This window comes from Halobacteriovorax sp., assembly GCF_041587335.1.
Lineage (GTDB): Bacteria > Bdellovibrionota > Bacteriovoracia > Bacteriovoracales > Bacteriovoracaceae > Halobacteriovorax.
Window position 1 is genome coordinate 1 of the sequence record NZ_JBFGYP010000079.1, and the last position, 13,351, is coordinate 13,351.

At 35.8% G+C, this 13,351-nt stretch carries 16 protein-coding genes; 7 read left to right on the plus strand and 9 right to left on the minus strand.

The features are described 5' to 3' along the window. Both ABX784_RS11225 and ABX784_RS11230 read left to right on the plus strand, forming a co-directional pair. Positions 1-273 (plus strand): hypothetical protein (locus tag ABX784_RS11225; RefSeq protein WP_372655132.1); only part of this gene is annotated, 273 nt, incomplete at its 5' end. A gap of 93 nt (positions 274-366) precedes the next feature. Further along, positions 367-834 (plus strand): Dps family protein, encoded by a 468-nt coding sequence (locus tag ABX784_RS11230; protein WP_372655133.1) that lies wholly within the window; start codon positions 367-369, stop codon positions 832-834. On the opposite strand, the gene ABX784_RS11235 is transcribed toward ABX784_RS11230, so the two are convergent. Further along, on the minus strand, positions 835-1,434 hold the full coding sequence (locus tag ABX784_RS11235) for an outer membrane beta-barrel protein (RefSeq protein ID WP_372655134.1): 600 nt from the start codon (positions 1,432-1,434) through the stop codon (positions 835-837). A gap of 129 nt (positions 1,435-1,563) precedes the next feature. Between ABX784_RS11235 and ABX784_RS11240 the strand changes: the two genes are divergently transcribed. Continuing rightward, a complete protein-coding gene (locus tag ABX784_RS11240) occupies positions 1,564-2,466 on the plus strand; it encodes a hypothetical protein (protein ID WP_372655135.1) in 903 nt (300 codons plus the stop codon). Here the strand turns inward: ABX784_RS11240 and ABX784_RS11245 are convergent. The 4 genes from ABX784_RS11245 to ABX784_RS11260 form a co-directional block, all read right to left on the minus strand. Then, entirely contained in the window at positions 2,447-3,358 is a 912-nt protein-coding gene (locus ABX784_RS11245; protein WP_372655136.1) for an acyl-CoA desaturase, read from the minus strand. The two genes, ABX784_RS11240 and ABX784_RS11245, sit on opposite strands and share 20 nt — an antisense overlap. Positions 3,359-3,492: 134 nt before the next feature. Further along, positions 3,493-6,165 carry an aconitate hydratase AcnA gene (acnA, locus tag ABX784_RS11250; protein ID WP_372655137.1) on the minus strand — a complete coding sequence of 891 codons (2,673 nt, stop codon included), beginning with the start codon at positions 6,163-6,165 and terminating at the stop codon, positions 3,493-3,495. A 150-nt stretch (positions 6,166-6,315) separates the two neighbouring features. Then, positions 6,316-7,002: a response regulator transcription factor gene (locus ABX784_RS11255; RefSeq protein ID WP_372655138.1), complete on the minus strand. Its 687-nt coding sequence runs from the start codon at positions 7,000-7,002 to the stop codon at positions 6,316-6,318. Further along, the gene (locus ABX784_RS11260) at positions 6,995-7,681 is read right to left on the minus strand and encodes a hypothetical protein (protein WP_372655139.1); all 687 of its coding nucleotides are present in this window, start codon (positions 7,679-7,681) and stop codon (positions 6,995-6,997) included. The genes ABX784_RS11255 and ABX784_RS11260 overlap by 8 nt, the downstream gene beginning before the upstream one ends. A gap of 124 nt (positions 7,682-7,805) precedes the next feature. Between ABX784_RS11260 and cmoA the strand changes: the two genes are divergently transcribed. From cmoA to ABX784_RS11275, 3 genes are read left to right on the plus strand one after another with little or no spacing between them, the layout of a single operon-like run. Further along, entirely contained in the window at positions 7,806-8,534 is a 729-nt protein-coding gene (cmoA, locus tag ABX784_RS11265; protein WP_372655140.1) for a carboxy-S-adenosyl-L-methionine synthase CmoA, read from the plus strand. Further along, positions 8,534-9,526, plus strand: a complete 993-nt coding sequence (gene cmoB, locus ABX784_RS11270; RefSeq protein ID WP_372655141.1) for a tRNA 5-methoxyuridine(34)/uridine 5-oxyacetic acid(34) synthase CmoB — start codon at positions 8,534-8,536, stop codon at positions 9,524-9,526. The genes cmoA and cmoB overlap by 1 nt, the downstream gene beginning before the upstream one ends. After that, positions 9,507-9,881 (plus strand): YbaN family protein, encoded by a 375-nt coding sequence (locus ABX784_RS11275; protein WP_372655142.1) that lies wholly within the window; start codon positions 9,507-9,509, stop codon positions 9,879-9,881. Before cmoB ends, ABX784_RS11275 begins: the two co-directional genes overlap by 20 nt. 47 nt (positions 9,882-9,928) lie before the next feature. Here the strand turns inward: ABX784_RS11275 and ABX784_RS11280 are convergent, their stop codons facing one another. Both ABX784_RS11280 and ABX784_RS11285 read right to left on the minus strand, forming a co-directional pair. Continuing rightward, positions 9,929-10,270, minus strand: coding sequence for a hypothetical protein (locus tag ABX784_RS11280; protein ID WP_372655143.1), 342 nt, complete (start codon positions 10,268-10,270; stop codon positions 9,929-9,931). Positions 10,271-10,464: 194 nt separating this feature from the next. Continuing rightward, positions 10,465-11,091, minus strand: coding sequence for a class I SAM-dependent methyltransferase (locus tag ABX784_RS11285; RefSeq protein ID WP_372655144.1), 627 nt, complete (start codon positions 11,089-11,091; stop codon positions 10,465-10,467). A gap of 10 nt (positions 11,092-11,101) precedes the next feature. Here ABX784_RS11285 and ABX784_RS11290 point away from each other — a divergent pair, with 10 nt between their 5' ends. Next, a complete protein-coding gene (locus ABX784_RS11290) occupies positions 11,102-12,205 on the plus strand; it encodes a GNAT family N-acetyltransferase (protein ID WP_372655145.1) in 1,104 nt (367 codons plus the stop codon). Here ABX784_RS11290 and ABX784_RS11295 read toward each other — a convergent pair. Both ABX784_RS11295 and ABX784_RS11300 read right to left on the minus strand, forming a co-directional pair. Then, entirely contained in the window at positions 12,192-12,908 is a 717-nt protein-coding gene (locus ABX784_RS11295) for a Type 1 glutamine amidotransferase-like domain-containing protein (protein ID WP_372655146.1), read from the minus strand. The genes ABX784_RS11290 and ABX784_RS11295 overlap by 14 nt on opposite strands. Further along, positions 12,905-13,351, minus strand: a 447-nt coding sequence (locus tag ABX784_RS11300) for a hypothetical protein (RefSeq protein ID WP_372655147.1), incomplete at its 5' end; no start/stop codon positions are given. The genes ABX784_RS11300 and ABX784_RS11295, both read right to left, overlap by 4 nt.

Consider the following 13,351-nt stretch of genomic DNA (forward strand, 5'->3'; position numbering starts at 1 on the left):
CAAATAGAACTTAGTATGCTCGAGAGAGACTTGAAGAAATTCAATGACTGCTCTTACGCCATTATGAAATTAGAAAAAGAAACAGACTCAGTTGATAAAACCACATCTTCATTTTATGAAAAATTTATCGCAACCTCTAAATCAATTACTAGGGCCGAACTCATAAGAAGAGATAATAGCTGCGACTCATCTCAGCAAAAGAAACTCTCCCAACTCCTCATGGAGCAAAACTCTCTTCTTTCAAGACTTTATCAAGAACGCAAAGAATCATAGATTCTATCTATGTCCTATTAGGTTTTGCCAAATTGACCCTTCGGAAAAATCTCGTCATAATAATATCCATAGAACAACTAAAAGGAGTTTGTTATGAACATTAATATTGGAATTGAAGAAGGTAAGAGAGTTGAAACAGCTAAGGGTTTAAGTCACCTACTGGCTGATAGCTATACTCTTTATTTAAAAACTCACAACTACCACTGGAATGTAACAGGTCCAATGTTTAATACTCTACATGCAATGTTTGAAACTCAATATAACGAATTAGCACTAGCTGTTGATGAGATTGCTGAAAGAATTAGAATCTTAGGAGTTAAAGCTCCTGGTACATATAAAGAATTTGCTGAACTTTCTAGTATTAAAGAAGATGATTCTTCACCTAGCGCAAATGAAATGATTCTTGGATTATTAAAAGGTCATGAGCAAGTAGTAAATACATCAAAAAATATTCTTCCAATTTTAGATGGTGGAAACGATGAAGGTACTCTTTCTCTTCTCAGTGCAAGAATTGAATACCATGAAAAAACAGCTTGGATGTTAAGAAGTTTACTAGAATAGTTATCTTCCTATCAACGACTGAAAGCCTAGCTTAAAAATATATTTTATGCCTAGTTGGACAGTCGTTGTCACTCCCTCACTATCAAATTGATATCTATCGATTGAAGTATAGAGATTAAAACCTTTATTCACCTTAAAGAAATTAAAGCCTAGACCATAAGATAGCCCACCGTGACTCTCATTTTTGAATCCATAGGTATTAGCAATTGCATCTCTTGTGTGTGAAGCTACATCTGTTTCAAGAGTATGGTCTAATTTATAGACTCCATAGCCAAATTTAAAATAGAGTCTCTTATTTAGAAAGAGATTCATATTTACTCCATAAGTCTTTTGATCATGGAGAATCTTATTAGATACACTGTCGTGAATAATATCGCCACTTGCACTCACTCCAACATAGGAAAATTCAAGAGCTAGGAAGCCACTTCTAAAGCCAAGCATATAGCCTAATCCTGTCCCAGTTGGCTTTACTTGATACTGCTCCATTGGTTCATAACTAACTTTCGAATAATTCCCGGCCACACCAACATAGGTAAAAGCACTAGTATTAAAGCTAATTAGGAATGCTATAAATGTTTTTATCAGATACTTTTGGTGCAAGTACGACTCCTCAACTTATTTGATTGTAGCAATTTATTCCTCAAGATTCCTTAAGGAAGAGTTTTCCGGTAGTACATTTAACCCACTAAAAATTGATACTATGAACTGAGGATGATCAAAGGAAGCCCTATGTCTAAGTTCAAAAAAAACCTTTTTACTCTACTAACAACAGTTCTTTTACTCTCTTGTAATCAGGATCCCATTCCAACAACATCTAGTTTTGTTGTGACTCCTGGGGATATTGTTGTATCAAATATAACCAACGATTCAGTTGTTCTCTATTCAAGTGATGGGGATTTTAAAAGAGTTCTCTACGACGTACAAAATAATGCAGAAGTTCCATACGGTGTAGGCTGGAAGCACGATACCCTAGAGGTTATGGTTGCAGTTGATGGATCAGATAGAGTGATGGGTATCTCGGCCATTGATGGATCTACTCGCACAATTATTCAAAGTGCAAGTCTCTCTGGAAGTATAAGAGGTGTCACCCAATTAGTGGATGGAAGTATTCTCATTGCTGAATCAAATGGCGTTGAGAAATTTACTACTGATGGAGTTAGAGTTACTGATGGATTTCCAATTAATGGTGGTATAAATAATGTTGAAAATGTTTTTGCCAAATCAGACGGAGGCTTTATTGTCTGTGCCAGAGGCGGAGATGTTGTTAGAACCTATCAGTCCGATGGAACTATGGACGACTCAACAGCTTCAGGAATTGGAGGAACAACAGATGGTTACGGTTGTACAGAGTTAGATGATGGAAATATTGTTACGGCCTGGTCAGGTGGCACAGATACTATTGCTTTTTATGATTCAGGTTTAAATGATGCGGGCTACTCTTATAACGACTCTTCCACTCTTCCATCTCCAAGAGGAGTTGCACAATTAGAGAATGGAAACATTATAGCTGCGGATGCGACTTATCACCATTTAGTGGAGATTGACTCTACCACTGGTGAATTTGTGGGTATACTTGCCAGCTCAGGACTTTCTACCCCAAATCAAATAGTAGTTATCCCTGACTTCCTATAAGTTCAGCAGAACTACTTTCAGAGAATTTCTTTTGTTGCATTTTGATTCTTGCATTTCTAATTGTATGTGCTGGAACTCTCTTAAGCTTTGACGCCATACCGATTTTAGATAGTGACCAAATAGTCCATTTACTTGGATCAAAGTGGTACCACTTAACACCATTTCTATAGTCCGCTTGAAATGTGTGGTGAAAGTTATGATAACCTTCTCCAAATGTGAAGAGTGCCATTATAGGACTATCCTTAGCAGTGTGATCATCTGAATAAGTTTTAGAACCTAGAACATGACATAGAGAATTGATAAAGAAAGTTGAATGATGAACAGCAACGATTCTTGCAAACCCTATTACAGCAAATCCACCTAGAGTACTTCCAAGAAAGTAACCTACTACTCCTGGGAGAATAAGACCTGCTAAAACAGCAATTTGTAAGTAGTACTTATGTTGCCATACGACCATTTTATCTCTTAGTAGGTCTTTAGACATTGGAAACTGATCGGCAAACTTAGAAGGCTCTCTAAACATAACCCATCCCATATGTGCCCAAAAGAATCCTCTATTTATATTGTATGGATCTTTTTCAGTATCACAGAATTTATGATGTACACGATGATCACTTCCCCACTTTAATAAAGAGTTTTGAAAAGCTGCTGCTCCAAAAATCAGTAGAAATAACTTAACTGGGGCAGATGCCTCAAAAGTTCTATGAGAGAATAATCTATGGTAACCAATAGTAATTGATGCTCCACAAAAGCATGCCAAAACTAAAGCTGCAATAAAAATCGAAGGCATAAAACCGTCTCTATAAATATGTAATGCAGTAAGGCCTATCGCCGTTAGTGGAGTAAGAATTAGAAATAATGTATTAACCCAATCTATATTTTTAAACTTCATGATGCCCAGCCTCCGTGTGTAAGGACAAGTTAAGAGTATCAAGAGTTATGTATATTGATTGTAAAAGGAGTGTAAAAGTACTTAAGTAGCTAGGATTAAATAAAAAAAGGGCCCAAATGGACCCTTAATTTTATCTATGAATTTAGGTTTCTAAGAACATATTGTAAAATACCGCCATTTTTAAAGTAATTTAGCTCATCGACAGTATCTACTCTCGAATCAAGCATAACACTCTCCGTCGAACCATCTGCTTTAGCAATAAGCATTTCAAACTTCTGTTTTGGAGAAAGCTTTCCATCTGTGGACTTAATTGAAATCTTCTCAGCTCCTGTAAGTCCTAGAGTGTGTCTAGTTACACCATCTGGAAATTGAAGAGGAAGAACACCCATACCAATAAGGTTTGATCTATGAATTCTCTCAAATGATTCAGTTATTACGGCCTTTACACCCTGTAGGTTCGTTCCTTTTGCGGCCCAGTCTCTAGAAGATCCTGTTCCATATTCCTTACCTGCAATAATAACTAGTTCAGTGCCAGCGTCTTTATACTTCATTGCCGCATCGTAAATAGACATCTGTTCACCAGTTGGAAGATGTTTTGTATATCCTCCCTCAACTCCAGGGACAAGTTCATTTTTTATACGGATATTTGCAAAGGTTCCTCTCATCATAATGTGATGATTCCCACGGCGTGATCCATAAGAGTTAAAATCATATTGCTTAACTCCTCTATCAAGTAGCCACTGACCTGCAGGAGATTCTTTCGTAATATTTCCTGCCGGAGAGATATGATCAGTAGTTACTGAGTCTCCCATCAGAGCTAGGATAGAAGCATCTTTAACTTCATAGCTATCAATTGTTCCATCTTTAATATTTTCAAAGAAAGTTGGGTTTGCAATATAAGTAGATTTCTCATCCCAGTCATAGAGCTCACCTTCTGGAGACTTAACTTTTTTCCAAAGCTCATCACCTTCAAATACATTTGAGTATCTAGACTTATACATATCTGAAGTAATATGTTTTAAAACAACCTCTTCTATTTCTTTGTTTGACGGCCAAATATCTTTAAGAAAAACATCATTTCCATTCTTATCTTTTGCTAAAGCGTCACTAGCTACATTTACATTTAAGTTCCCTGCTATTGCATAGGCAACAACAAGTGGAGGTGAAGCTAAGAAGTTTGCTTTTACATCAGGAGAAATTCTTCCTTCAAAGTTTCTATTACCTGAAAGAACAGAAGTTGCGAGAATATCATTATCATTAATTGATTTAGAAATTGGTGCTGGAAGCGGTCCAGTATTTCCAATACAAGTTGTACATCCATAACCTACAAGGTTGAATCCAAGAGTGTCTAAGTGTTCTTGAAGTCCTGACTGTACAAGGTAGTCAGTTACAACTTTAGATCCAGGAGCTAATGATGTTTTTACCCATGGTTGAGTCTTAAGTCCAAGGGCGGCTGCTTTCTTGGCAACAAGTCCTGCAGCGACTAGAACTGAAGGGTTTGAAGTATTTGTACATGAAGTAATTGCGGCAACAACTACGTTACCATGCTTCATTTTATAATCTTTTCCTTCAACATCAAATTCTTTATTTAGGTCACTTGGATTATACCCAAAAGTTTTTGGATATATCGTATTTATGAATTCTTCATTTGCTCCATCAAGGATAATTTTATCCTGTGGTCTCTTTGGTCCAGAAATACATGGTGTAACACTTGAGAGGTCAAGCTCTACTACACTTGTAAATACAGGATCAACTTCACCATCATGGGCCCATAGTCCTTGTTCTTTTGCATACGACTCTACTAGGTCAACAGTCTCTTCTTCTCTTCCAGAAAATCTCATGTACTCAATTGTTTTTTCATCAATTGGAAAGAATCCACAAGTAGCTCCGTACTCTGGTGCCATATTAGCGATAGTTGCTCTATCAGCTAGAGAGAGAGCTCTCATACCTGGTCCAAAGAACTCCACAAACTTTCCAACGACTCCGTGCTTACGAAGAGACTCTACAACATTTAATACAAGGTCAGTTGCAGTTACACCTTCATTTAATTTACCTTTTAATTTAAAGCCAACAACATCAGGGATAAGCATTGTTACAGGTTGACCTAGCATAGCGGCCTCAGCTTCAATTCCACCAACACCCCAACCAAGAACAGATAGACCATTTATCATAGTGGTGTGAGAATCTGTCCCTACACAAGTATCTGGGTAGGCGAAAGTTTCTCCGTCTTTATCATTTGTCCAAACAACATCTGCTAAGTACTCAAGATTTACTTGGTGAATAATTCCTGTACCAGGAGGTACCACTCTAAAGTTATTAAATGCTTTTTGTCCCCACTTTAGAAAATTGTATCTTTCAGCATTTCGCTCATATTCTAATTCAACATTCTTTTCAAATGCTTCCTTTGATCCAAAATGCTCAACTTGAACCGAGTGATCAATTACAAGATCAACAGGAACAAGAGGGTTAATTTTTTGAGCATCACCTCCAAGAACATTCATTGCATTTCTCATTGCCGCTAGATCTACAACAGCTGGAACGCCGGTAAAGTCTTGCATAACGACACGAGCTGGATGGTAAGCAATCTCATGATTAGACTTTTGAGTATCTGCCCATTTATTTAGCTCTTCTACATCAGTCCAAGTAACACTTGTCCCATTCTCATTTCTAAGAAGGTTCTCTAATAAAACTTTTAAAGACTTTGGTAGTTTATCAACATTCTTAAGACCCAGCGCCTTGGCTTCGTTGATTGAAAAGTAACTATATTTCTTACCATCAACATTAAGGGATTTTTTAACCTTACTCATTTGGGCTCTCCTCATTTATTAAATACAATTTTTTCTATTTAAAGACGATAACAGTAGTTCTAATAATAATCAATTTGGAGATATTTTGCTTTAGACTTAAGTTAAACAAATAGGGCCAAGACTTGGCCCATTGAGAAATGCTTGAGTATACTAGGCGTCTACTCGATCAGAAAGTAGTGCCCATCGTCCACCACCTTCAGATCTAATCATATAACCTATAGTGTGTAGTTTTCTTCTTAAGTTATAAAGATGAACATCAACTGTCTTAGGGTGAACATTTGTTCTTCCCCAAACTTTTTCAAGAATATCATCTCTTGTTACAGTTCTATCTCTAGAGTCTAAAAATAAAGAAAGTAGCTGCTTTTGTTTTGAAGTTAGATTATCTATGTCAGTACCATCAATTTTTATTTTCTTAAGTCCTGAACTTGAAAGACTTGGTCTTGCAGGACCTGAAACAACATTCTCAATCTTTACTAGAAGCTCATTTTTCTTAAATGGCTTAGTTAAATAATCAAGAGCACCTTCTTTGAAACAAAACCTTAATGCATCTATATCATCAATTGATGAAACTATTATAAATGGTATATTTAAAATATTTGAGTCTTTTGAATTTGTTAAGAAATTCAAGAAATTTCCATCACCAAGCATTAAATCCGCAATGATCATCTGAGGAAGTTCTTCACTTGGAGTATTCTCAAGAGCTACAGTGAACTCATCCAACCTTTCAAAATACTTTGTAGAATAACGGTGATCAAGAGTTTGCTCATAAACAAACTGACAACCTTTGTCATCTTCAAGTACCCAAATTGTTTTATTTGTATTTATCGCATCATTCATCTAATACCTTCATATTCAATATAATTTCAAAACTGCCATTAGATGAAGTGATTTTTGCCTCATAGAGCTCAGAGCTTAATAATATTTCATGCCCAAGGTTCTTCCTAAGTACTTTAGCACCTGGGGAAGAAGCAATATCTATACTTTCAAATAATTTAGCATCAACTGCCACGTTACTACTAAGTGTAAACTGACAATATTGAGAGTCAAGTTTTTTTAGGCCAAGTTCTACTTCAAACTCAACTAATTGCCCTTTCTTAAGTTCTTCTAAATATATGGCAATAATAGAGAAAACAACGCTATGCACCTCAGCACAAGGAACACTTAACTTCCACTCTTCATTACCAGCATTTGTCTTAAAATGAATTTTCTTAAACTCATTCCAAAAAGTAATATTAGAAGTAGCTAAAACCTTCTCAAGGAACTGATGAGGTATTAAACTCTCGCCAGTCAGTGCGGCTTTTCGCAAGTACACCCTATAAAAAGAGATGATATCTGTGAGTTCGTCTATACTGCTTTCAAGTCTATCGAGAAACTTCTTACCTTTGACAGATGTATGCTCCCCCAACTCTTCAACACAAAACTGCATCACGTGTACCTGTCCTGCAATATCATGAGCAGCAACACTTGAAGTTTCAAGCATCGCGTCAACATAGTTTTCTAAATCTAACTTGGCCATATACACATCCATCTTACTGTAATTTAGATTGTATTCGATTTTCTTCAATGCATCTAGACAATTATTTTTTTCTAAAAATATTTTTTAAAAAGACAAAACTCAGACTGCATGCTAGTAGAAAACCATGAAAAAAGATAAATTCTTCGCAGAAGAAATGAATTCAATAAAGAGCTTCGAATTTAACCATGATGTTGCAGAAGTTTTTGATGACATGGTAAGTCGTTCCGTTCCTTTCTATGATGAGATCCATCGAATTATTTTAGATTTAGTAGATAGAAAATACGAAAGTGGGGCCATATATGATCTTGGCTGCTCTACTGCGACAACAATCTCTATTTTGGATAAACATTTTAAGAAACGAGAAATGAACTCTCCAGACTATATAGGTATTGATAACTCTGCTCCGATGTTAGAGAAAGCACAGCAGAAACTAAAAAAGAACAAAGTCGATACTGCAGAATTAATTTGTAGTGACATTGCCGATGTAAACTTCAGAAAGTCAGGAATGATTATTATGAACTACACTCTACAATTTATTAAGCCTTCAGCTAGGCCAGACCTTCTAAAGAAAATATACAAATCACTAGATAAGGGTGGAATGTTTATTCTGACAGAGAAAATAAAATGCTCTGGACACACGATTAATGATTTACTTATAGAGCTATACTACGATTTCAAAAGAAGAAATGGCTACTCTGAATTAGAGATCTCTCAAAAGAGAGAAGCTCTTGAAAATGTTCTCATCCCTATTACTCCAGAGAAACAAGTAGAACTCATGAAGAAGGCCGGATTTAAAAAAGTTGAAATGATTTTCAGATGGTATAACTTTGCTTGTTACTTAGGAGTTAAATAGTGGTCCTAGATTACCTTGCCCCCTACAAAGACAAAGTTGACTTCGAGTTTCTACAAGACTTGAAAAAAGATCGAGACACTTGGATTGATAGAAAATCAAACACTGAGCTAAAATCATTACTATCAAGACTTCCAAAAATTGAAACTCATACAAATGACCTCTCTACTGATGCTGTGACTATTGGCTCAAAAGATGATGTCAGCATAGATCAAAAAGAAGAAATTATCTCTTTAGCTAAAGAGCTAATTCCTTGGAGAAAAGGACCATTTAACTTCTATGGTGAGCTAATTGATGCTGAATGGAGAAGTGACTTTAAGTGGAATAGATTAAAAGAACATGTAGATAACTTAGAAAATAAAACTGTTTTAGATATTGGATGTAATAACGGGTACTTTCTTTTTAGAATGGCCGAGCAAAAACCAGAACTTCTTCTGGGAATAGATCCCGTTATTCAGTGTGAAACACAATTTAAATTCTTACAACACTTTGCTCAAGTTCCTAACTTATACTTTGAAATGTTTGGTGTTGAACATCTTAATTCATTTAAAGAAATGTTTGATGTCATTTTCTCTATGGGTATCATTTACCACCACCGCCACCCATTGGAACAGCTTATTCACATAAGAGAAGCTCTAAAGCCAGGTGGTCAGGCAATAATAGAAACAATTGGTATCCCTGGAGACGATAGCTATGCTCTCTTTCCAGAAGATAGGTATGCAAAGATGAGAAATGTTTTCTTTGTACCTACACTGAGTTGTTTTATAAATTGGTGTAAGAAAGCAAAATTAATCGATGTTGAAGTTATCTCTGCGACCCCTCTCACATTTGAAGAACAGAGGCTTACAGATTGGTGCCCTCCACCAAGTCAGTCTCTAGAAGACTTTCTTGATCCTAACGATAATTCAAAGACAATTGAAGGTCATCCTGCACCTATGAGATTTTGTTTAAAAGCAAGAAAGAAGCCGGCGCAAAATGCTAACAAAAACAGCTAATGCTATATACATTGCTTTTGGAATACTTGCTCTAATCCTAGGAGTTATTGGGATATTTCTCCCTCTACTTCCAACGACTCCACTTCTCATATTAAGTGCATATTGTTTTTCTAAAGGTAGTAAAAAGCTTCATCATTGGCTTTTAACAAGACCTCGAATTGGGCCTATGATCAAGGACTGGGAAGATAATAAAGTCATACGTCCTAGAGCAAAAGTACTCTCTACTGTAATGATCATTTTATTATTTGGTTACACTCTGATCTATGTAAATGTAGTCATTTGGATAAAGATACTAAGTACACTAATAGGAATATCTGTACTTTCATTTATTTTAACAAGAAAATCTCATATTTAAATAAAGTGTAGATCACTGGTTACAAGATCTACACATTCATCACAATACTAGTGGCAAGAACCACTTAGGTATTTAATTTCTTTTGTCTTAACAACGTAAGAATATAAGTCAGTACAATTATAAATGACCTCGTAAATTACTGGCTCACCTTCATCAAATGAGTAATCAGTTACCGACGTATAGAACGAAGAAGTGAATACGACTTCAGAAACATCATCATTGCTATAAAGTAATTCAGATAGAACGACATAATTCTCTTCGCCAGTTCTTTCATCTGCCTTAGCTTCTACAGCATCTTTTGCTGTGTTATATAACTCATTTGAGATATCCATTGCGAATGAGTTTAAAGAAAAAATCATACACGTAATTAAAAAATACACTTTATTCATTTGCTACTCCCTGATGTTTAAATTTGTAGCTTCTTATCAACACGAAGTGAATACAACAAACTTAAAAGTATTTTTTATAGTGCAAATGAGCTGACTCAGAAGGTTTAGTGAAAAGATCTTCATCTGAAGCTAGAAAGTGTGAAAAACTGTAGCCTAAAATAGCTACAGTTCATAAGACAATCAATTGTAGTTAATTACTTTTTACGAGCAATACATGCAATCCAAGGTTGCTGCTCTCGAGGTAGTCCCTTAGGTCTATAGTAATGACTCTCTAACTTAAGCCCAGCGGCTTTTAAGTGTTCCTCATACTCTTCTAGTTCCATATAATAGGCCCAACGTTCACCATTCCAGCCTTCAGCACTCCCACGAGGATTTGAAGAGAATAAGACTCCTCCACTCTTAAGAGAGTTAACTAAATCTTTTAGTACTCTTTGAAACTCTGACTTAGGAATATGAAAAAGACTAGCATTTGCAAAAATTCCATCAAAGTAATTTTCTTTTAAATTTAATTCTAAAAAGTTTTGATGAAGAACTTCACAGCCAGAATGATCTCTTGCCATCTTTGTGAAATTTTCACAGCCATCAAGACCTGTAGGAAGATGGCCACGCTCTTTAAGCTCCAGAGTATCTCTTCCTGGTCCACACCCAAAATCTAAAATTTTAAAAGGGGCGATGCCTTGAATAGAGCTTAACAAAGCATCAATATTTTGTGAAACATCATGATCCTTGGTACCATTCCAAAAAGCTTCTGCTCGACCATTATAATGACCAAGAGTTGTTTCGGTGATAAGCTTTAAATCATCTGAGAGCTTTGAATTCAAGGGATTCTCCATGCAGGTAAAAATTTATTCTTCTATTGATAATATCAAAGAAAGTGACTGGAACCAACTTATACATCCAGATGATATATTTAACAAATATCACTTCCATAGAGCACTAGAAGTATCGGAGTGTATTGGCCTAGAACGAAGCCAAGTCCCTCATTATATAACAGTATCTGAAGACTCAGTCCTAAGAGCAGCATGCGTCGTATATATAAAAGACCATAGCTATGGGGAATATATCTTTGATTGGGCCTGGGCAGATCTATATTCAAGATATGGCGAAGACTACTATCCAAAACTCATTGCTCAAAACCCTTTTACCCCAGCAACGAATAGAACATTCTTATATACAGATTCAAAATACATTCCAGAACTTATGAGTGAGCTTCAAAAACTGAGTGAAAGCTTAGGAGTGTCCTCTAAGCACCTACTCTTCTTAGATGCTAAAGAACTTCCTCTCCTCCCCTTTGAGTATAAAACAAGGGCCTCATTCCAATATCATTGGAAGAATAAAGGATATAAAGACTTCGAAGATTTCCTTACTCATCTAAAAAGTAGAAAAGCAAAGCAAATAAGAAAAGAAAGAAAGACAGATCTAGAAATTAGAGAGATCCCTGCAGATAAACTCACTAAATACTCAGCGACATTCTTTGAATTATATATCTCAACAATTTCAAAGAAGAATTCTTACGCCTATTTAAATTATGAGTTCTTTAATTATATTTTCACCCATATGAAAAGCTCTATTCGCCTCATTGGAGCATTCCATGAGGAGAAACTCATTGCGGCCTCACTCTATTTTATAGGGGAGAAAAAACTATATGGAAGGTACTGGGGAGCTAGAGAGGAGTTTAGAAACCTTCACTTCGAGTTATGCTATTACCAAGGAATAGATATGGCCATTGCCAATAAGCTTGATACCTTTGAGGCCGGAGCGCAGGGCGAACACAAAATTTCAAGAGGATTTGAGCCGACAAAGACCTATAGTGCTCATGTTATTTTCGATGAGCGCTTTAGAGCACCTATCTATAACTTTATCTCAGAAGAAGAAAACCAGATAGACAATCTTCTGCCTGAACTAAGTAAGAGACTTCCCTTTAAGGCAGATTAATTCCATTTTCAAAAGCAGAGTATTTCTTAAGAGGTAATCTAGAATTTATAATCATTTTCTTACCTTGAAAGAAACAATAACAAGGTCCATGGAATTTAATTGAATGATCCTCAATAATAATCCCACTACCATCAGGTAGAGCATAAAGAGGTACCGATAAAGTCTCGGAATACCTTATTAGATCATCATCATATCTCTTAGAATTTCTATAATGTGGAAAAAATTCAAACCTAACGAGATTCATCGATTTGAAGTTTGAAATTCTAACGTCATTATCATCTCGATCAAACTCAGGAAACCCTGCGGTTAAAATTCTTGGAGTCATCAAAATCCCACCAGCACTAAGTCCAGTTAAGACTCCTCCCCTTTGGATAAACTCTTTTAGATGTTTCATCATTCCACTTTTTCTAAGGTGTTTAAGAAAGTAGTATGTGTTTCCACCATCTAAATGAATAATATCACTTTTAAGAACTTCTTTTAATAGAGTTTCGTCATATGGAATATCAATTGGAAAGTGTAAAAATTGAGTAACACCATGGCGAGAATACTGATCAACAAACTCTTTGAAGTCATATTCTGACTCATATGACCACGAAGGAATAAAGGCCATTTTTGGTCGCATTTTTCCAGTCAAGTCCAGAGTGATTTGATCTAAATCGAAATTGTCGTCCCTATCTCCACCAGAGTAAAAAACTAACTTCACAGACCCTCTCTAAAGTCTCTTACAATCTGTAACATATTTTTAACAAACTTTGTTTTCACTCTTTTTTCTCTATGTTCTTCTATGGACTTATTAGGGTCAAAGTTTTGATAAACACAGAACTCTTGAACTAAATCAAAAAGCTGAGTTGGCTTAATCTTTGGCTTTTTATGAAGGACTCTTTCCACTATTGTAGAGATAGAATCTCCTGTGACTCTATCGTATTTATTAATAATACTTGAGCGCATAGTAAGCTCTAATAATACTTGGCTTAGTGTGAGTTTTTTATTTTCTGCAAGCTTTATACAAAGTTGTTCATAATTTTTCTGAAAGCTTGTAATCATTTTTCTTCTATGAGGAGTCATAATAAGGTCATCCTCTGTAGCATAAGAAGATTTAATAACTTCTATAAAGTCTTCATATGAAAGGTACTTCCCTCCTCTTGC

Bases quoted from the DNA above. Each gene is read 5' to 3' on its own strand.
- ABX784_RS11230 (WP_372655133.1), top strand. From the start codon at position 367: ATGAACATTAATATTGGAATTGAAGAAGGTAAGAGAGTTGAAACAGCT.
- ABX784_RS11240 (WP_372655135.1), top strand. From the start codon at position 1,564: ATGTCTAAGTTCAAAAAAAACCTTTTTACTCTACTAACAACAGTTCTT.
- ABX784_RS11245 (WP_372655136.1), bottom strand. From the start codon at position 3,358: ATGAAGTTTAAAAATATAGATTGGGTTAATACATTATTTCTAATTCTT.
- acnA (WP_372655137.1), bottom strand. From the start codon at position 6,165: ATGAGTAAGGTTAAAAAATCCCTTAATGTTGATGGTAAGAAATATAGT.
- ABX784_RS11255 (WP_372655138.1), bottom strand. From the start codon at position 7,002: ATGAATGATGCGATAAATACAAATAAAACAATTTGGGTACTTGAAGAT.
- ABX784_RS11260 (WP_372655139.1), bottom strand. From the start codon at position 7,681: ATGGCCAAGTTAGATTTAGAAAACTATGTTGACGCGATGCTTGAAACT.
- cmoA (WP_372655140.1), top strand. From the start codon at position 7,806: ATGAAAAAAGATAAATTCTTCGCAGAAGAAATGAATTCAATAAAGAGC.
- ABX784_RS11275 (WP_372655142.1), top strand. From the start codon at position 9,507: ATGCTAACAAAAACAGCTAATGCTATATACATTGCTTTTGGAATACTT.
- ABX784_RS11280 (WP_372655143.1), bottom strand. From the start codon at position 10,270: ATGAATAAAGTGTATTTTTTAATTACGTGTATGATTTTTTCTTTAAAC.
- ABX784_RS11290 (WP_372655145.1), top strand. From the start codon at position 11,102: ATGCAGGTAAAAATTTATTCTTCTATTGATAATATCAAAGAAAGTGAC.